The following is an 18,724-nucleotide window of genomic DNA, read 5'->3' as shown; positions in this document are numbered from 1 at the left end:
GGGTCAGTGCGGTACGGGGGCTTGCGGGTGAGTGCCGGTACGGGGCTTGCGGGCCGGGCGGTTCCGGTTCGGGGAGCGGGTCAGCCGCGCGGAGCGGCCCCGTCGGTCCCGGAGGAGTCGGAAGGGTCGGCGGAGTCGCCGGAGTCGGAAGACGCGGGAGAGGCCGGAGAGTCGGGGCTCGTGGTCTCGATGCCCGGCGTCGCCGTCGGCATCGGCTCCTTGCGGCGGCTGCGGAGGACCAGGAAGGCCGCTCCGCCCGCGAGGACGAGCACGGCCACCGCAAGGGCGGCGTACAGGCCGGTGTTCGAGGATTCCTTCGCGGCGACGGCCGCCGCCGGAGCAGGGGCCGGCGGGGCCGCCGGGGTGGCCGTCGAGCCGAGGTTCGGGAGGGCCGGGAGCTTCGCGGTGGCGTCGAGGGCGACCGCGAGGGAGACGGGGTCCATCTCGGTGCCGGCCTTGTACATGGAGTTGAAGGCCTGGGCTCCGCCCTCGGTCAGGGTGGCGGGGGCTTCGGTGAGGGTGGCGAGGCCGCCTTCGGTCTTGAGGGCCTTGGCGTCGAACTCCACGAGCGGGACCGCGGTCTTGGTGTCCGCGCCGGTGGTGACGTCGGCGGACAGCACGCCCTTGCCGTTCTCCACCTTGGCCGTGATCTTCGCGAGCTTCAGGTCGAGGTGGGCCCCGGTGAAGTGCACGGACCCGGCGAAGGCGGCGTCGAGGGTGCCCTTCGCGCCGTCGTACGCGCCCTTGCCCTGCGGGAAGCGGAACAGCGCGCCGCCGTCCTGGGCGCCTTCGGCCAGCTCCCACTTGCCCTGGCCGATGGAGCCGGAGACGTACTCGCGGAAGGTGCGCCGCACCCCCCAGTCCACGGCGGCGTCGGCGAACTGCCCGGCGGCCTGCGGGGACTGGGAAGCGGCCCCCTCAGCCGGCGAGGACGAGGGCGAGGAAGAGGCGGGCTGCTCGGCAGCCGGAGCCACGGCCTTGACGTCCACGGACAGCGAGACCGGGTCGAGCTGCGCGCCGGCCGCGTAGTAGCCGGCGAAGGCCTTGGCACCCTGCTCGGTGAGGGTGGCCGGGATGTTGGCGAGGGCGACGGGGCTGCCGCCGCCCTTCATGTTCACCCCGCCCAGGCCCAGCTTGGCGAAGGGCACTTGGGCGGCGGTGGTGACCGCTCCGCCCTCCTTGGCCTTGCTGGAGACGTCCACGTAGAGGGTGCCGCTGCCACCGCTGATCTTGACGGTGGGGCGGCTGACGCTCATGTCCAGCTCGTACGTGCCGTCCGCCTTCTGGTGGCCCTGGAAGGAGACGCCGCCGCTGAAGGAGGCCTGCAGGGAGCCGCTGTCCGGGTCGTAGGAGCCGCTGGCGGAGTGGAAGCGGAACAGGCTGCCGCCGGCCGTGGCGGCTCCGTTCTTCAGCTTGAACCCACCTTTCGCCACCGGCCCGGTGACGTAACTCTGGAAGGAGGATTTGATGCCCCAGTCGAGCCGGCCCCCGTCCACGGTGCGGCCCGCGGCCTGGGCGGCGGTCGCCGGGAGCAGGACGGCTCCCAGAGCCGCCAGGGTCGCCAGCAGGGCGACGGCGGACGCACGGATGGATCCAGCGGACATGAATGTCCCCTCCAGGGTCTAGCGAGCGAGGTTAGGCTAACCTAAGCTACGTTCGGCCGGGTGTGAAACCCCCTGGCCCCCGGAACCTCGAACCGGGACCCCACCCCCAGCGAACCGGGTCCACCACCCCAGTCGGACGATCAGGACGGTGCCTTCGTGCCTACGCCCGCCGCGTCAACCCGCATGTCCCGCTTCGCCGTCGCCCTGACCTCCGTGGTCCTGGCCCTCGGCGTGAGCGCCTGCGGAGGTACGGCTGCCCCCTCCCCCGCCACCGGAGCGGGCGCCCCGGCCGTGCCGGACCGGGTGGAACCGCTCGCCCAGACGCCCGTACCCGTCCTTCCGGCGACCGTGGCCTCGGCGGACGGCGCCCGGGTGACCGTCACCTCGGCGGACCGGGTGGTGCCGCTGACGGGCGGCCTCAACGAGATCGTGTACACCCTGGGACTCGGCCCCAAGGTCGTCGCCAAGGACATCACCGCCACCTTCGAACAGGCGGCGGAGCTCCCGGTGGTGACGCGGGGCCACGAGGTCTCCGCCGAGAGCGTGCTGTCGCTGCGTCCGACCCTGGTACTGGCCGAGACCACCTCGGGCCCCGCCGAGGCGATCCGGCAGATCCGCGACGCGGGTGTCCCGCTGCTGGTGGTGGCCCCGGCCAAGTCCCTGGAGGACGTGGCGAAGCGGACCGACGCGGTGGCCGCCGCACTGGGCGTCAAGGAGGCCGGCGCGCAGCTGAACCAGCGCACCGCCGACCGCATCGCCGCCGCCCGGGGGGCCCTGCCCGCCTCGGGCAAGAAGCCGCGCGTGGCCTTCCTCTACCTGCGCGGCACGGCCTCCGTGTACCTGATGGGCGGCTCCGACTCCGGCGCCGGTTCCCTGCTGGAAGCGGCCGGGGCGCTCGACACGGGCCCGGAGTCGGGGCTCGGCAAGGACTTCACCCCGATCACCAGCGAAGCCCTGGCGGCGGCCGCGCCCGACGCGATCCTCGTCATGTCCAAGGGCCTGGAGTCCGTCGGCGGCGTGGACGGGCTGGTCAAGATCCCCGGCGTGGCCCAGACCCCGGCCGGCATGGACCGGCGGGTGATCACCGTCGACGACGGGGTCCTGCTCAACTACGGCCCGCGCACCGACCAGGTCCTGACCTCCCTCATCACCCAGCTCTACGGCAAGGCCTCCTGACGTGTCCCTCTCCTACGAAGCCCCCGGGACGCCGCCCGGAGCACCCGGAGCGGATCCCCTTCCCGCTCCCGAGCCGACGGCGTCCCGGGCCGCCCCCACCGCCGCCGGCGCACCGCCCCGGCGGCGGTGGGGCTCCGCCTGGCTCACCGGCGCGCTGGCCGCCGCACTCGTCCTGCTCGCGCTGGTCTCCGCCGGAGTGGGCGCCTACGAGATCCCGCTCGCGGACGTGGTCGGGTCGGTGCAGCACCGCCTCGGGCTCGGGGGCGCCGCCCTCGACCGGGTCGGGGAGAGCGTGCTGTGGAACGTACGGCTGCCGCGCGTGGTCCTCGCCCTGCTCGTCGGGGCCGGCCTTGGCTGCGCCGGGGCGCTGATGCAGGGGGTGTTCGGCAATCCCCTGGCCGAGCCCGGGGTCATCGGGATCTCGGCGGGCGCGGCCGTCGGCGCGGTCGCCGCGATCGGGCTGGGCCTGACCTTCTTCGGCAACTGGACCATCACCGCCTGCGCGTTCGTCGCGGGGCTGGTCACCGTCGGCGCCGTCTACCTGCTCTCCCGCAACGGCGGGAAGACGGAGGTCGTCACCCTCATCCTCACCGGCATCGCCGTCAACGCCTTCGCGGGCGCCCTGATCGGCCTGTTCATCTTCTTCGCGGACAGCGGCCAGGTGAACCAGATCACCTTCTGGCAGCTCGGCTCCCTCGCCCAGGCCACCTGGCCCAAGGTGCTCGCCGTCCTGCCCTGCGCGCTGGCCGGCCTGGCCGTCGCCCCCTTCTACTCCCGCAAGCTGGACCTGCTGGCCCTCGGCGAGCGCCCCGCCCGCCACCTCGGTGTCGACGTGGAGCGGCTGCGCCTCGCGCTGATCCTGCTCGTCGCGCTGCTCACCGCGGCGGCCGTCGCCGTGGCAGGGATCATCAGCTTCGTCGGGCTGCTCGTGCCGCACCTGCTGCGCATGGCCAACGGTCCGGGCCACCGGTTCCTGGTGCCCGGCAGCGCGCTCGCCGGAGCCGTGGTGCTCGTCGCCGGGGACCTGGCCGCGCGGACCCTCGCCCAGCCCGCCGAACTGCCGCTCGGGGTGCTGACCGCCCTGCTCGGCAGCCCGTTCTTCTTCTGGCTGCTGCGCCGCACCCGCCGCAAGCAAGGAGGCTGGGCATGAGCGTCCGGCTGCTTTCCCGCCTCGCCGCGCTGCGCGGGAGCAAGCAGGCCCTCCCCGCCCGTCCGGCCCCCGGCGCGCCGCTCGCCGAGGTCACGGACCTGCGCGTACGGCTCGGTGGGCGCGAGGTGCTCGCCGGGATCGGGCTGACCGTGCGGGCCGGGGAGGTGCTGGCCCTGGTCGGACCGAACGGCGCGGGCAAGTCCACCCTGCTGGCGGCCCTGTCCGCGGACCTGCCGGCGGACGGCGGGGAGGTCCGGATCGACGGGCGTCCGGTGGGCGACTGGCGGGCCCCCGAGCTGGCCCTGCGCCGGGCGGTGCTCCCCCAATCGGCCGCACTGGCCTTCCCTTTTCCGGTGGAGGACGTCGTACGGATGGGCCGCGCCCCCTGGGTGGGCACCGAGCTGGCCGACGCCGACGAGGAGGCGGTGGCCGTCGCCATGGCCGCCACCGAGGTGACGGGCTTCGCGGCCCGCCCGTTCTCGGCGCTCTCGGGCGGCGAGCGGGCCCGGGTCGCGCTGGCCCGCGTACTGGCCCAGCGGGCCCCGCTGCTGCTGCTCGACGAGCCGACCGCGGCCCTGGACCTGCGCCACCAGGAGCTGGTGCTGCGGATCTGCCGGGAGCGGGCGGCGGCCGGGGACGGGGTCGTGGTGGTCCTGCACGATCTGGGCCTGGCGGCGGCGTACGCGGACCGGGTGGCCGTCCTGCACGAAGGCCGGATCGCGGTGCACGGACCGCCCGCGGAGGTGTTCGAGGACGGGCTGCTGAGCCGGGTCTACCGCCAGCCGGTGGAGGTCCTCCCGCACCCGCGCACCGGGGCGCCGCTGGTGGTCCCCGTACGGGACGCCGGAGCGGGGCTCCCGGAGGAGCGGGTTCCGCCGTACGGAACGGTCACCCGGGCTTGACCTCGGCTTGACCTGGCCATGGGCCCGGCGTGGGGCGCCCGTAATGGCCCCGTGTCCGGGTCTCGAAGGTGTGGGCTGAATCACTGGACGTACGGGTATGGGTCAGGTAAGCCTCGGTTAAGTTAGGTCCGCCTCACCGGCCGCCCCCACCCGATCGGGGCGGTCGTCTGCCGAACGCCAGACTGCCAGGAGCCCCCTATGCGCCCCGCCCGCCTCACCGTCGTCACCGCGGCAGCCGTGGTGGCCGCCCTCACCGCGGTCACCGGCTGCTCCGAGAAGAGCGACGCGTCCGGCGACGGCACCATCAAGGTGGCGGCCTCCGACTCGGCCTGCGAGGTGTCCACGAAGGAGTTCCCGGCGGGCAAGGTCACCATCGAGGTCGAGAACAAGGGCTCCAAGGTCACCGAGCTCTACGTGCTGTTCCCTGACGACCGCATCGTCACCGAGCGCGAGAACATCGGCCCCGGCACCAAGGCCACCATCACCGCCGAGCTCAAGGCGGGCGACTACGAGATCGCCTGCAAGCCCGGCATGAAGGGCGACGGCATCCGCCAGGCGGTCAAGGCCACCGGCGCGGGCACCGTGGAGAAGCGCAGCCCCGAGGCCGACGCCGCGGTCGCCGCATACCGCAAGTACGTGCAGGAGCAGGCCGACGAGACCATCCCCAAGGCGCAGGCCTTCGCGGACGCGGTCAAGGCCGGCGACGTCGAGGCCGCGAAGAAGGCGTACGCCCCCTCGCGCATCGGCTGGGAGCGCACCGAGCCGGTCGCCGAGTCCTTCGGTGACATCGACCCGAAGGTCGACGTCCGCGAGGACGGTCTGGAGCCGAACCAGGAGTGGACCGGCTGGCACAAGCTGGAGAAGTCCCTCTTCGCCGACAACAAGATCGACGACGCGGACAAGAAGCTCGCCGAGACCCTGATGGCCGACCTGGCCGTGTGGCAGAAGAAGGTCGGCCAGGCGGAGATCACCCCCACCTCGATGGCGAACGGCGCCAAGGAGCTCCTCGACGAGGTCGCCACCGGCAAGGTGACGGGTGAGGAAGAGCGCTACAGCCACACCGACCTGGTCGACTTCAAGGCCAACGTCGAGGGCGCGGAGAAGGCGTACGAGCTGCTCAAGCCGGTCACCTCGAAGACCGACCCCGCGCTCACCGCCGAGCTGGACAAGCAGTTCGCCGCGCTGAACAACCTGCTGGAGAAGTACCGCCCGAACAAGGCCGCGTACGAGTTCACCTCGTACGACAAGGTCGGCGAGCCCGAGCGCAAGGAGCTCTCCGACGGCGTCAACGCGCTGGCCGAGCCGCTCTCGAAGCTGGCCGCCGCGGTCGCGAAGTAACTCCGGAACAGCAGAGCAGGCGGGAGATCCTCACATGAGCGAGTCGGTGTCCGAGCAGGATGGCGCACCCGACGGTGCGCACGACGGCGCCCCGGAGCAGGCGGGGCCGGGTGCGCCCTCGCGCCGGGCCGTCCTCGGCTGGGGCGGCGCGGGCCTCGCGCTCGGCGCCGCGGCGGCCGGCGGTACGGCCATCGCCCTGGGCTCGGGCCCCGACATGGTCTCGGCGGCCGCGGCCGGCGCGGCCGTGCCGTTCCACGGCGAGCACCAGGCCGGCATCGCCAGTGCCGTCCAGGACCGCCTGCACTTCGCCGCCTTCGACGTGAAGACGAAGGACCGCGGCGAGCTGATCCAGCTCCTCAAGGACTGGACCGAGGCCGCCCGCCTGATGACGGCCGGTCAGCCGGTCGGCGAGGGCGGCTACGGCGGCCTCCCCGAGGCCCCGCCGGACGACACGGGCGAGGCGCTGGGCCTCAAGGCCTCCCGCCTCACCCTGACCATCGGTTTCGGGCCGGGCCTGTTCGCCAAGGGCCGCTTCGGCCTGGAGGGCAAGCGCCCCGGCGCCCTCATCGACCTGGAGCTCTTCCCCGGCGACAACCTCGACCCGGCCCGCTCGGGCGGCGACCTGTGCGTCCAGGCCTGCGCGGACGACCCGCAGGTCGCGGTGCACGCCATCCGCCAGCTCGCCCGCATCGGCTTCGGCAAGACGGCGGTGCGCTGGTCGCAGCTGGGCTTCGGCAAGACCTCCTCGACCACGCCCGACGAGCAGACCCCGCGCAACATGATGGGCTTCAAGGACGGCACCCGGAACATCTCGGGCACCGACAAGGCCGCCCTGGACAAGCACGTGTGGGTCGGCGCCGGCGACGGCAGCGACTGGCTGACCGGTGGCTCGTACCTCGTGGCGCGCCGGATCCGGATGAACATCGAGACGTGGGACCGCACGCCCCTGGGCGAGCAGGAGGACATCTTCGGCCGCGACAAGGGCGAGGGCGCCCCCGTGGGCAAGTCCAAGGAGCGCGACGAGCCGTTCCTGAAGGCGATGAAGCCCGAGGCGCACGTCCGCCTCGCGCACCCGGACACCAACGACGGTGCGACGATCCTGCGCCGCGGCTACTCCTTCACCGACGGCACGGACGGACTGGGCCGGCTCGACGCGGGCCTGTTCTTCCTCGCCTACCAGCGCGACGTGCGCACGGGCTTCGTGCCGATCCAGCGCAGGCTGGCGAAGTCCGACGTCCTCAACGAATACATCCAGCACGTGGGTTCGGCCGTCTTCGCCGTCCCGCCGGGAGTCCGCGACAAGGACGACTGGTGGGGCCGGGCGCTGTTCGCGTAGGGGACGGGGAGAACCGAAGTGTTCAGCAACTATCTGATCGGACTGCGCGAGGGGCTCGAAGCCAGCCTCGTCGTCTGCATCCTCATCGCGTACCTGGTGAAGACCGGGAACAAGGACAGGCTGGGAGCCCTGTGGCTGGGCGTCGGCCTGGCCGCCGCCCTGTCCCTGGCCTTCGGCGCGGGCCTCGAATTCGGCACGCAGGAACTGACCTTCAAGGCGCAGGAGGCGATCGGCGGCACCCTGTCGATCGTCGCGGTCGGCCTGGTCACCTGGATGGTCTTCTGGATGAAGCGCACCGCGCGGCACCTGAAGGCCGAGCTCCAGGGCAAGCTCGACGCGGCGCTCGCGATGGGCACCGGCGCCCTGGTGGCGACGGCGTTCCTGGCCGTCGGCCGGGAGGGCCTGGAGACCTCGCTGTTCGTGTGGCGTTCGGTGCACGCGGCCGGTGACGGCGCGGGCCCGCTGATCGGCGTGCTGCTCGGCATCGGGTCGTCGATCGTCCTGGGCTGGCTGTTCTACCGGGGCGCACTGAAGATCAACCTGTCGAAGTTCTTCACGTGGACCGGCGGCATGCTGGTCGTGGTCGCCGCGGGCGTGCTCGCGTACGGGGTCCACGACCTCCAGGAGGCCGACTTCGTGCCGGGGCTGAACGTCAAGGCCTTCGACATCAGCTCGACCATCCCGCCGGACAGCTGGTACGGGACCCTGCTGAAGGGCACCTTCAACTTCCAGCCGGACCCGACGGTGCTCCAGGTCGTCGTGTGGGCCCTGTACCTGGTCCCGGTGCTCGCCCTGTTCCTGGCCCCGTCGCTGGGCAGGCGCGGCACGTCCGAGCCGAAGCCGGCGTCGAAGCCGGAGTCGGAGCCGAGCAGCTCCTGACTCACCACAGCCTGTCGATGGTCCCCGGGTAGAGGGGGACACGAATGCCGGTGAAGGCCGCGCGGACCTGGTCCGCGCGGCCTTCGTCGTGTGCGGCGCCGGTGGGGCGCGCGGGGAACGCCCCGAGCACCGTCTTGCCGAGGCCCGGGTCGTCCGTGGCAAGGGGGTCGGCGGGGGTGCCGCCGACCAGGACCGTGCCGGGCAGCACCTCGAAGCCGGCCGCCTCGTAGAACGGGACCAGCTCCCGGTCGCAGCTGAACAGCGCCAGGTCCACCGCCGGATCGGCGGCGAGCCCCGCGCGGGCCGCCGTCACCAGCCGCAGCCCGTACCCGCGCCCCCGTACGTCGGCCCGGGTGACCACCGCGCTCAGCCCGGCCGCGCGGTACGTACGCCCGTCAGCGAGCCGGACCGGCTTGTGGAGCAGCGCCAGGGAGGCGGCGACCCGGCCGTCGGCGTCCAGGAGCAGCACCGCGAGCGGGGCGAGCGCCTGGTCGTGCCCGGGGGAAGACCCGGGCCACGCCTGCGCCTCCAGACCCGCCACCTGCTCGGCGAGCCCGGAGGGCAGGACCTCGTACCTCTCGATCCGCACTACGGGATCAGCGCCCCCGCGCCGCCGACCCGGACCCGGGAGTCGCCGGAGCGCAGCTCGACGGTGAGGACGCCCGGGCGGCCCATGTCGGCGCCCTGGTGGAGGGTGAGGACCGCGTCGGCCGGGACCAGGCCGACCTCGCGGGCGTACGCCCCGAAGGCGGCCGCGGCCGCGCCGGTCGCCGGGTCCTCGACGACGCCGCCGACCGGGAAGGGGTTGCGCACGTGGAACTCCGCCGGGCCCGCCCGGTACACGAGCTGCGCGGTGACCAGGTCGAGGCGCCGCATCAGCGCCTCCAGCCGGGCGAAGTCGTAGTCCAGGTCCGCGAGCCGGGCCCGGGTGGCGGCGCCCAGCACCAGGTGGCGGGCTCCGGCGTAGGCGATCCGCGGCGGGAACAGCGGGTCCAGGTCGGCGGCCGGCCAGTCCAGCGCGGCCAGGGCCTCGGCGAGGTCGGCCGGGTCCAGGTCCTCGGTGTGCGGTTCGACGCTGGTCAGGGTGGCGCGCAGCCCGCCGCCGGCCTCCCGGGTCACCGACACCGGCACGGTGCCCGCCCGGGTCGCGAACAGCAGCTCGCCGGGGCCGATCCGCTCGCCGAGCGCGACGGCGGTGGCCACGGTGGCGTGCCCGCAGAAGGGGACCTCCACCTTCGGGCTGAAGTAGCGCACGGAGAAGGCCCTGCCCCGCTCCCCGCCCAGGTCCTCGGGCGGGGCGGTGAGGAAGGCCGTCTCGCTGTAGCCCGCCTCGGCGGCGATCGCCAGCATGGCCGCCTCGTCCAGACCGCTCGCGTCGAGCACGACCCCGGCCGGGTTCCCGCCCTGCGGATCGTCGGAGAAGGCGGTGTAGTGCAGCACTTCGATAGTCATGATCGCCACAACCCCGGCTTCCGGGCGGGCATTCCCCGGGGCGGTACGGGACCGGCCGCGCCCGGCGTACGAGGGCGGCCGCGCCCGGCGTACGGGACCGGCCGCGCTCCCGTACGGGATCAGCCGCGCCCGATGTACGGCATCGCGGTCGCCATCACCGTCGCGAACTGCACGTTGGCCCCCAGCGGGAGCTCCGCCATGTGCAGCACCGTGCGCGCCACGTCGGCCGCGTCCATGACGGGCTCCACCGCGAGCTGCCCGTTGGCCTGCATGATCCCGGTCTGCATCCGCTCGGTCATCTCGGTGGCCGCGTTGCCGATGTCGATCTGGCCGCACGCGATCCCGTACGGCCGTCCGTCCAGCGACAGGGACTTCGTCAGGCCGGTCATGGCGTGCTTGGTCGCGGTGTAGGCGATCGAGTTCGGCCGGGGCACGTGCGCGGAGATGGAGCCGTTGTTGATGATGCGGCCGCCCTGCGGGTCCTGGGCCTTCATCACCCGGAAGGCCGCCTGCGCGCAGAGGAAGGAGCCGGTGAGGTTGACGTCGACCACCGAGCGCCAGGCCTCGTAGGAGATGTCCTCCAGCGGGACTCCGGCCGGGCCGAAGGTGCCCGCGTTGTTGAAGAGCAGGTCGAGGCGCCCGTAGCGCTCGCGAACGGCCCCGAACAGCGATGCCACGTCGTCCGGATCGCTCACGTCGGCCGGGACGCACAGCACTTCGGCGTCCGGGTGGGCGGCCCTCGCGGCCTCGGCGGCCTCTTCCAGCGGCCCGGTCCTGCGGCCGGCCAGCGCCACCGCCCATCCGGCGGCGGCCAGCGTGAGGGCCACGGAGCGGCCGATCCCGGATCCGGCTCCGGTCACTACGGCGATCTGCTTCACACGTGCGTTCATGGGGCCGCAGGTTACGTCACACGGGCAGCCCGTCCCCGAACGTTCCGATTGCTGAGAGCATGGGGCGGCAGGGGTGCTGAGATATGACGATAGGACTGGAGTTTCCGTATGCCGGAGAGAGGCCCCGCGACCGCGCCCTCGAAGACAGCGCCCTCGAAAGAAGCGTCGCTCTCGACCCCCTCCCCTTCCCCTTCCGCCGCCCTCACCGCACCCCTGACGGCCGCCCGCCGGACGGGACTGCTCGTCACCTTCATCCTCGGCGGGCTCACCGCGCTCCCCCCGCTGTCCATGGACATGTACCTGCCGGCGCTGCCGACGGTGACCACCGCCCTGAACAGCCCGGCCGCCACCGTCCAGCTCACCCTCACCGCCTGCCTCGCGGGCATGGCCCTGGGCCAGCTGGTGATCGGCCCGATGAGCGACAAGTGGGGCCGCCGTCGCCCCCTGCTCATCGGCATGGTCGTCTACGTCCTCGCCACCGCCATCTGCGCCTTCGCCCCGACCGTCGAGCTGCTGATCGCATTCCGTTTGCTGCAGGGCCTGGCCGGCGCGGCCGCGATCGTGATCGCGCGGGCCGTCGTACGCGATCTGTACGACGGGGTCGAGATGGCCCGGTTCTTCTCCACCCTGATGCTCATATCCGGCGTGGCGCCGATCATCGCCCCGCTCATCGGCGGCCAGGTGCTGCGCTTCGCCGACTGGCGCGGGGTGTTCTTCGTCCTCACCGTCGTGGGGACCCTGCTGACCCTCCTGGTCTGGCGCAAGCTCGACGAGACGCTGCCGCCCGAGCGGCGCCAGACCGGCGGCGTCGGCGCCGCGCTGCGGACCATGCGCGGGCTGTTCGCCGACCGGGTCTTCGCCGGGTACACGCTGGCCGGCGGGTTCGCCTTCGCCGCGCTGTTCGCGTACATCTCGGCCTCGCCGTTCGTCGTGCAGGAGATCTACGGCGCTTCGGCCCAGACCTTCAGCCTCCTGTTCGGCGTCAACTCCCTCGGCCTGATCGCGGTGGGCCAGATCAACGGCAAGCTGCTGGTCGGCCGGGTCAGCCTGGACAAGGTGCTGGGGTACGGGCTCGCGGTCATCATGGCCGCCTCGGCCGCCCTGCTCCTCATGACCGCGGGGGTCTTCGGCGAGGTCGGGCTCTTCGCGATCTGCGCCGGGCTGTTCGTCCTGATGTCCGCGATGGGCCTGGTCCTGCCGAACACCAACGCGCAGGCCCTGATGCGCGCCCCGCACGCGGCCGGCTCGGCCTCCGCCCTGCTCGGCACCTCCTCCTTCCTGGTCGGAGCCATCGCCTCCCCCCTGGTCGGCATCGCGGGCGAGGACACGGCGGTACCGATGGCCGTGGTCCAGGCGGCCTGCTCCCTCCTCGCGGTCCTGTGCTTCGCCGTCCTGTGCCGCCCCTGGCGCACCGGCACCACGGTCAGCACGGCGCCCTGACCGTCCGGGGCCGGGCCCGGCCTTCGAGGCCGGGCCCGGCCCCGTAAACTTGGCGGGTGAACGACTCCGCCACCACCACCGCCGAAACCCTGCGCAGCGCCCTCGCGGGCCTGCTCGAAGGCCTCCCGCAGAAGCAGGCCACGGCCTCCGTGGAGCGGCTGATCGCCAACTACCGCGGCGAGATCCCGACCGACACGCCCGTCCTGCGCAACCGCGCCGACGTGGCCGCGTACGCGGCGTACCGGATGCCCGCCACCTTCGAGGCCGTACGGTCCGCCCTGGACGGGCTCGCCGAGGCGGCCCCGGGCTGGTCCCCGGCCTCGCACGTGGACGTGGGCGGCGGCACCGGCGCGGCGGCCTGGGCGGCCGACTCCGTCTGGGGCGGGCCCCGCGAGACGGCCGTACTGGACTGGGCGGACCCGGCGCTGGTCCTCGGCAAGGAGCTGGCCGCGGCCTCCTCCTCCCCCACGCTGCGGGCCGCCGAGTGGCGGCGGACCGTCATCGGGACCGGGCTGACGGTCCCCGCGGCGGACCTGGTGACGGTCTCCTACGTCCTGGGCGAACTGACCCCGGAGGCCCGCCGCGAGGTCGTCGCCGAGGCGGCGCGGGCCGGTCAGGCCGTGGTGGTGGTCGAGCCGGGCACGCCGGAGGGGTACCTGCGCATCCGTGAGGCCCGCGACCAGCTGATCGAGGCCGGGCTGCGGGTCGCGGCCCCGTGCCCGCACGACGGGACCTGCCCGATCGAGGTCGGCAAGGACTGGTGCCACTTCTCGGCCCGGGTCAGCCGGTCCTCCCTGCACCGGCAGATCAAGGGCGGCTCCCTCCCCTACGAGGACGAGAAGTTCAGCTACGTGGCCGCCACCCGCTTCCCGGTGGAGCCGGCCGCCTCCCGGATCACGCGCAGGCCGCAGATCCGCAAGGGGCTGGTCCTGCTGGAGCTGTGCGGACCCGAGTCCGAGGGGCAGACCCGGGTCAACGTGACCAAGCGGCACGGAGACCTGTACAAGGCGGCGCGCGACGCCGACTGGGGCCAGGAATGGCCGCCTCCGCAGGGGGCCTGAGACCGCAGAGGGCCTGAGACCGCAGGTGGCCTGAGCCCGCTGCGGGCTCAGGCCCGTCGGACCCGCCGCCGGCTAGGGCCTCAGCTCCTGCGTGCAGCACTTCACGCTGCCGCCGCCCTTGAGCAGCTCCCCCAGATCCATCGGGACCGGCTCGAACCCCCGCGCCCGCAGGGGTGCGAAGAGTCCGGTCGCCTCCTGCGGGAGCAGCACGTGCCGGCCGTCCGAGACCGCGTTGAGCCCGAGGGCGGCCGCGTCCTGGGCCTCGGCGATCAGCGCGTCGGGGAAGAGCCGGCGCAGGACCGCCCGGCTGCCCTCGGAGAAGGCGTCCGGGTAGTACATGACCTCGTCGCCGTCGAGCACGGACAGGGCCGTGTCCAGGTGGTAGTAGCGCGGGTCGACCAGGTCGAGACCGATGACCGGGCGGCCGAAGAACTCCTGGGCCTCGTCGTGCGAGAGCGGGCTGGAGCGGAAGCCCCGGCCGGCCAGGATGTAGGTGGCGGTGACGGCGAAGTCTCCCTCGCCCTCGTTGACGTGGGACGGCTCGTGGACGTCCTGGAAGCCGTGGCCGCGGAACCAGTCGAGGTGGATCTCCGCCTCGGCGGCCCGCTCGGGGTAGGCGAACCGCGCGCCCAGCACCTTGCCGTCGACGACGAGGGCGCCGTTCGCCGCGAAGACCATGTCCGGCAGACCGCGGTCGGGGACGAGGGTCTCGACGGTGTGGCCGAGGGCCAGGTAGCGGTCGCGGAGGTCCTCCCACTGGGCCATGGCCAGGGGCAGGTCCACCGGTTTCGTGGGGTCCATCCACGGGTTGATGGAGTACGTGACCTTGAAGTGCGCGGGTGGGCACATCAGGTAACGCCGGGGTGTGGCGTCTCTGCGCAATGAAGGCTCCTCACGGTGATGAGAAGAGAATCGTCCCTCCTCGGCGGGAACCGCGCAGTGAACTGATTGGGTGGTTTCCCGAACGGCTGAAAGACGAGTGGTTCGAGGTTGATAAGTTGCCGAAATGAGCTCCAGCCCCCTCCCCGATCCCGGTACCGCCCCCCGGACCCCGGACGCCACCCGCCGCAGCGACCGCTCACGGCGGGCCATCCTGGACGCGGCGCTCGACCTGGTGGGGGAGGTCGGCTACAACAAGCTGACCATCGAGGCCATCGCCGCCCGCGCCGGAGTCGGCAAGCAGACCATCTACCGCTGGTGGCCGTCGAAGGCCGCGGTCCTGCTGGACGCCTCGCTCGCGCTCGCCGGGGACGCACAGCCGGAGGGGACTTGGGGCTTCCCCGACACCGGGGACCTGGCCGCCGACCTGAAGTCCGTCATGCGGGCGACGGTGGACGAGTTCGCCGACGAGCGGTACTCGGCCCCCGTACGCGCCCTGACGGCGGCCGGCGCCACCGATCCCGAGCTCGGGGCACGCTTCACCGAGCGGCTGCTGGAGCCCCAGCTCGCGCTGTACGAGGAGCGGTTGCGGTCGGCCCGCGAGGCCGGGCAGCTCCCGCCGGACACCGATCTGCGGCTGACCGTGGAGATGCTGGTCGGACCGCTGACGTACCGCTGGCTGATGCGCACGGCGCCGCTCACGCACGCGTACGCGGACGCGCTGGTGGACTCGGTGCTGGGCGGAGCCGGGGCGGGACCCGGGGTGGGATAAGTCATGAGCCCCTGACGGCCGAGAACATATGGTCGGTTTCTGTGGTTATGTGGGAGTCCTGTTCGGGGGGTGCGGTCACCCGGCGCACAGGATGGTGGGAACATGTGAGGGTCTGCCGGGGCAACGGTGTAGGTGAGGGGATAGATGGGGTCTGAGTCGGGCCGCGTCAAACGCGGCGAGCAGAGCAGGATTTCCCAGTGGCTGCGCCGCAAGCCCAAACCCGACGCCGCGGACCCCGCACGAGAACGCGAAGCCCTGCTGCTGGCCGTCGCCGCGGCGGGTCTGCCGATCTCGCCCGCCGCGCATCCCGCCGGCTACCGGTGTTCGTGCGACCGGATCGGCTGTCCGACGCCCGCACGCCACCCCGTCTCCTTCGCCTGGCAGACGCAGTCCACGACGGACCGCGCACAGGTCGAACGCTGGGCCCGCAACCAGCCCGCAGCCAACTTCATCACCGCGACGGGCATGGTCCACGACGTCCTGGACGTCCCCCTGGAGGCCGGACACAGCGCGCTGGAACGCCTGCTGGCCGCCGGCATCGAGGTCGGCCCGGTCGCCGAATCGGGCGGTACGGGCGACCAGGCCCGGATGCTCTTCTTCACCGCGACCCGGGGCACGCCCGAGGACGAGGACGAGTGGTGGCCCTGCGAACTGGACTGCCACCCCGAGACGATGGACGAGCACCCCGGGCTGCGCTGGCACTGCCGCGGCAGCTACGTACTGGTGCCGCCGGCCGCACTGCCGGGTGACCTCTCGGTGGCCTGGCTCCGCGGCATGGAGCATCCGCTCGTCGATCCGCTGACCCTGCTGGAAACCCTCACGGACGCGTGCGCCACGTACGCCGGCGCCTCCGACCAGACCCCCGCCACGGTCGCCTGGCCCCTGGGCCGCTGACGCCCCGGCGCCTACCCGGCGCCTAGGACGCGGAGCTCCGCACCGAGGACCGGGGCACGGAACCGGGGCCCGCCGGGTCGGCGCCCTCGCGCGCGCCGGGCCCGCCGCCCCGGCGGAGGCTGAGCAGGGTCCCCAGTGCGGCCGCCGCGAGGATCAGCCCGGCCGCGCCCAGCGTCGTCCCGTCCGGGGAGGTCAGCGACTGACCGCGCAGCGCCTGCCAGGTCAGCAGGGCCAGTACCGCCCCGTACACCGCGCCCGCGACCAGCACCAGGCGCAGCCGCACCCGCTCCTCGTTCAGCACGGCGAACCGCGCGGCGAGGGCGGCCAGAACCAGGACGAACAGCGGCAGCAGCTGGAGTGCGTGCATCCCCACGAAGTGCGGGACGCGCAGGTCGCCGCCGGTGGTGGACCAGCCGGTGAGCGGCATGCCGGGGCCGCCGTCCGGCACTCCCACGGCGTGCCCGCCCACGATCGGGGCCCCGTCGTCACCGACCGCGCGCTGCGCGGCCGTCGGCTGGGTCATCAGGAAGCCGAGCCCGGCGCCGGCCAGCGCCAGGGTCGCGGCGATCCGGATCGACCAGGTGGTGGCCCGGTCCGCGATCCGGGCCCGGAACAGCAGGACGGCGATCACCAGCGCCCCCAGCCACAGCACCACGATGCTCCCGGCCATGATCTCGTACAGCCGTGCGTCGAAGGGTGTGGCGTAGTTGAAGTGACTCTGCCTGCCGCGGAAGGCCTGTGCGGTGATGAGCACCATCTCCACACCGCTGGCCGCCGCCACCACCGTGCCCGCCCACCACGCGGGCCGGGCGAGCCGGGGCCGGGCCCGTTCGAGCAGGGAGATCATCCAGGCCAGGCTCAGGGCGTAGCCGGTGAGCGAGACGGCGAACTTGAGGGGTTTGGACCAGATCGGGGCGCCCACCAGAGTCCGGGCGTCAACGAGCAGGCCGATGGCGGAACCGGCCGCCCATAAGGCCATCGAGGCGGCGAGCACCATCAGCGGACGGTGCCAGGCACGCGGAAACACGAGCGGCATTTCTCTACCCCCGAAATCCAAATGGATAATGGCACTCGCCGCTATCCGGTAGTGCCACTATCTATGATGGACACGGCACACACAAGGGGCCCAGGGACGGACGGAAGCGAAGATGCGCATCGGAGAGCTGAGCGCGCGGACCGGGGTACCGGTACCGACGATCAAGTACTACCTACGGGAGGGCCTGCTCCCGGCCGGCCTGCTCAGCAGCCCCAACCAGGCGCGCTACGACGAGACGCACGAGCGCAGGCTGCGCCTGATCCGCGGCCTCCTGGAGGTGGGGAAGCTCCCCGTGGCGGCCATCGGGGAAGTGATCCGCGCCATCGACGACAAGGAGCGGTCGGTCCACGAGATGCTCGGCTCGGTGGCGGACGCGCTGGTTCCCGAGCACAGCGGGACGCCCGACGCCGAGACCGAGCTCGCGCGGGCGAAGGTGGCCGGGATCATCGAGCGGCGCGGCTGGCACGCGGACGCGGACACCCCCGCGGGCGAGGCACTGGCCGCCGCACTGGCCGCACTGGAGCGGGCCGGTCACGGAGCCTTCACGGAGGTGCTCGACGCGTACGCGGAGGCGGCCGAGCTGGCGGCCGGCGCAGACCTCGCCTACACGACGCACGCGGTGGCGCGGGAGGACCTGGTCGAATCGGTCGCGGTCGGCACGGTCCTGGGCGACGCGATGTTCGCAGCACTGCGCAGACTGGCCCAGGTGGACGCCTCGTCCCGGACCTACGGAACGAACTGACGACACCGGCCCACCCCACCCCCAGCCCAGCCCAGCCCAGGCCGGTGACGGGGGCGGGGTGGGGTGTCGGCCTGGACGTAGAGCGTGATTTGTGGCGCAGGTACACCCCACACCCTGTCGGAGTTCAGGAGGGGGCGCCTAAATCATGCAGTCCAGGCCGACACCCCACCCCGCCCCCGGCACCGGCCCCCGTCCGCAGCCAGACCAGACCCGGTCAGTGGATCTGCGTGACGACCACATCAAGGGACCAGCCCTTGCCCGGCTTCACAGGCGCCTCGGCCTCCACCATGAAGTCCAGGTCGCGCAAGGCCGTCACGAGTTCCGCCGGGGACTCCGGAACCGCGCCCGCCGACAGGAGGTCGCGGACCAGGCGGCCCTTGGTGGCCTTGTTGAAGTGGCTCACCACCGACCGCTTCTCCACCCCGTCGACCATCTGGGAGTGCAGGACCCGCACCGTCGCCGTGCGCCCCGCCACCTCCCCCTTGGGCTTCCACGCGGAGGCGTACGCCGAGGACCGCAGGTCCAGGACCAGGCCCTCCCCCGCCGCCTCCGGCATCACCGAAGCCATCGGTTCACGCCAGAACGCGCCCAGCGCCCCCAGCCCCGGCAGCTTCACGCCCATCGAGCAGCGATAGGAGGGAATGCGGTCCGCGACCGAGACCGCCCCCCACAGACCCGAGAAGACCAGCAGGGACTCCGCGGCCAGGGCCGCCGCCTCCGGCGCGAGGGTCGACAGGCCCAAAGCGTCGTAGAGCACGCCCGTGTAGATCTCGCCCGCCGGGCGGGCGACCGCAGTCAGCAGCTCCGTGTTCTTGGCGACCTCACCGCGCAGGCCCTCGCTCAGGCCGAGCACCTCGCGGGCCTTCAGCTCGTCGCCCACGCACAGCTCGACCAGCTCCTCCAGCACCGCGGCGCGGGCCGCGGCCAGCCCCGGCAGCGAGAGCGTCTCCGGCTTCAGCGGTGCGCCGGAGCCGCCGGCGGCCTTTCCTTCGGACGGCGGCAGCAGCACGAGCACGGTGGTTCTCCTTCGACGGGCACGGCACAACGGCGGGGGTGCGGCCCCCGACCAGGGTAGTCGGCTCGCCGTGCCGCCCGGGCCCGCCGGCCTCCGCCTTGCGATGTACGGCACCAGACACCGCTCCCTGATCCGGCCCGATCGGCAGGACACCCCCT

At 73.0% G+C, this 18,724-nt stretch carries 17 protein-coding genes and 1 pseudogene; 11 read left to right on the top strand and 7 right to left on the bottom strand.

The window, feature by feature from the left end:
- Positions 1-80: 80 nt before the first annotated feature.
- Positions 81-1,604 (bottom strand): HtaA domain-containing protein, encoded by a 1,524-nt coding sequence (locus OG276_RS26910; RefSeq protein WP_266909277.1) that lies wholly within the window; start codon positions 1,602-1,604, stop codon positions 81-83.
- A gap of 183 nt (positions 1,605-1,787) precedes the next feature.
- Between OG276_RS26910 and OG276_RS26905 the strand changes: the two genes are divergently transcribed.
- The 6 genes from OG276_RS26905 to efeU all read left to right on the top strand — a co-directional run bounded on the left by OG276_RS26905 (position 1,788) and on the right by efeU (position 8,385).
- Positions 1,788-2,780, top strand: coding sequence for a hemin ABC transporter substrate-binding protein (locus OG276_RS26905; protein WP_266913127.1), 993 nt, complete (start codon positions 1,788-1,790; stop codon positions 2,778-2,780).
- Between the two features lies 1 nt (position 2,781).
- The gene (locus OG276_RS26900) at positions 2,782-3,930 is read left to right on the top strand and encodes an iron ABC transporter permease (RefSeq protein ID WP_266909276.1); all 1,149 of its coding nucleotides are present in this window, start codon (positions 2,782-2,784) and stop codon (positions 3,928-3,930) included.
- Positions 3,927-4,832: a heme ABC transporter ATP-binding protein gene (locus OG276_RS26895; protein WP_266909275.1), complete on the top strand. Its 906-nt coding sequence runs from the start codon at positions 3,927-3,929 to the stop codon at positions 4,830-4,832. Before OG276_RS26900 ends, OG276_RS26895 begins: the two co-directional genes overlap by 4 nt.
- 198 nt (positions 4,833-5,030) lie before the next feature.
- Positions 5,031-6,170 (top strand): iron uptake system protein EfeO, encoded by a 1,140-nt coding sequence (efeO, locus tag OG276_RS26890; RefSeq protein WP_266909274.1) that lies wholly within the window; start codon positions 5,031-5,033, stop codon positions 6,168-6,170.
- Positions 6,171-6,204: 34 nt separating this feature from the next.
- Positions 6,205-7,506, top strand: coding sequence for an iron uptake transporter deferrochelatase/peroxidase subunit (efeB, locus tag OG276_RS26885; RefSeq protein ID WP_266909273.1), 1,302 nt, complete (start codon positions 6,205-6,207; stop codon positions 7,504-7,506).
- A gap of 18 nt (positions 7,507-7,524) precedes the next feature.
- A complete protein-coding gene (gene efeU, locus OG276_RS26880; protein WP_266909272.1) occupies positions 7,525-8,385 on the top strand; it encodes an iron uptake transporter permease EfeU in 861 nt (286 codons plus the stop codon).
- Position 8,386: 1 nt separating this feature from the next.
- On the opposite strand, the gene OG276_RS26875 is transcribed toward efeU, so the two are convergent.
- The 3 genes from OG276_RS26875 to OG276_RS26865 form a co-directional block, all read right to left on the bottom strand.
- Positions 8,387-8,974, bottom strand: coding sequence for a GNAT family N-acetyltransferase (locus OG276_RS26875; protein ID WP_266909271.1), 588 nt, complete (start codon positions 8,972-8,974; stop codon positions 8,387-8,389).
- Entirely contained in the window at positions 8,974-9,837 is an 864-nt protein-coding gene (locus tag OG276_RS26870; RefSeq protein ID WP_266909270.1) for a PhzF family phenazine biosynthesis protein, read from the bottom strand. Before OG276_RS26870 ends, OG276_RS26875 begins: the two co-directional genes overlap by 1 nt.
- Before the next feature lie 119 nt (positions 9,838-9,956).
- Complete coding sequence (locus OG276_RS26865; RefSeq protein ID WP_266909269.1) at positions 9,957-10,727, bottom strand: SDR family oxidoreductase; 771 nt, start codon at positions 10,725-10,727, stop codon at positions 9,957-9,959.
- Positions 10,728-10,835: 108 nt separating this feature from the next.
- Between OG276_RS26865 and OG276_RS26860 the strand changes: the two genes are divergently transcribed.
- On the top strand, positions 10,836-12,167 hold the full coding sequence (locus OG276_RS26860; protein ID WP_266909268.1) for a Bcr/CflA family multidrug efflux MFS transporter: 1,332 nt from the start codon (positions 10,836-10,838) through the stop codon (positions 12,165-12,167).
- Between the two features lie 56 nt (positions 12,168-12,223).
- On the top strand, positions 12,224-13,228 hold the full coding sequence (locus tag OG276_RS26855) for a small ribosomal subunit Rsm22 family protein (RefSeq protein WP_266909267.1): 1,005 nt from the start codon (positions 12,224-12,226) through the stop codon (positions 13,226-13,228).
- Between the two features lie 72 nt (positions 13,229-13,300).
- Here OG276_RS26855 and ddaH read toward each other — a convergent pair.
- Positions 13,301-14,137: pseudogene (gene ddaH / locus OG276_RS26850) on the bottom strand (dimethylargininase); the annotation flags it as partial.
- A 97-nt stretch (positions 14,138-14,234) separates the two neighbouring features.
- Here ddaH and OG276_RS26845 point away from each other — a divergent pair.
- Together OG276_RS26845 and OG276_RS26840 are read left to right on the top strand one after the other, a co-directional pair.
- A complete protein-coding gene (locus OG276_RS26845) occupies positions 14,235-14,879 on the top strand; it encodes a TetR/AcrR family transcriptional regulator (RefSeq protein WP_266909265.1) in 645 nt (214 codons plus the stop codon).
- A gap of 144 nt (positions 14,880-15,023) precedes the next feature.
- The gene (locus tag OG276_RS26840) at positions 15,024-15,773 is read left to right on the top strand and encodes a bifunctional DNA primase/polymerase (RefSeq protein WP_266909264.1); all 750 of its coding nucleotides are present in this window, start codon (positions 15,024-15,026) and stop codon (positions 15,771-15,773) included.
- A gap of 22 nt (positions 15,774-15,795) precedes the next feature.
- Here OG276_RS26840 and OG276_RS26835 read toward each other — a convergent pair whose 3' ends face one another.
- Positions 15,796-16,809 carry a hypothetical protein gene (locus tag OG276_RS26835; RefSeq protein ID WP_266909263.1) on the bottom strand — a complete coding sequence of 338 codons (1,014 nt, stop codon included), beginning with the start codon at positions 16,807-16,809 and terminating at the stop codon, positions 15,796-15,798.
- 112 nt (positions 16,810-16,921) lie between these two features.
- On the opposite strand from OG276_RS26835, the gene OG276_RS26830 reads away from it, so the two are divergent.
- Positions 16,922-17,551, top strand: coding sequence for a MerR family transcriptional regulator (locus tag OG276_RS26830; protein WP_266909262.1), 630 nt, complete (start codon positions 16,922-16,924; stop codon positions 17,549-17,551).
- A 214-nt stretch (positions 17,552-17,765) separates the two neighbouring features.
- Here the strand turns inward: OG276_RS26830 and yaaA are convergent, their stop codons facing one another.
- Positions 17,766-18,566 (bottom strand): peroxide stress protein YaaA, encoded by an 801-nt coding sequence (gene yaaA, locus OG276_RS26825; RefSeq protein ID WP_266909261.1) that lies wholly within the window; start codon positions 18,564-18,566, stop codon positions 17,766-17,768.
- Positions 18,567-18,724: the final 158 nt, after the last annotated feature.

Origin of the sequence: Streptomyces sp. NBC_00086 (genome assembly GCF_026343255.1) — a bacterium.
Lineage (GTDB): Bacteria > Actinomycetota > Actinomycetes > Streptomycetales > Streptomycetaceae > Streptomyces.
This window is presented reverse-complemented; position numbering and strand designations above follow the sequence as displayed.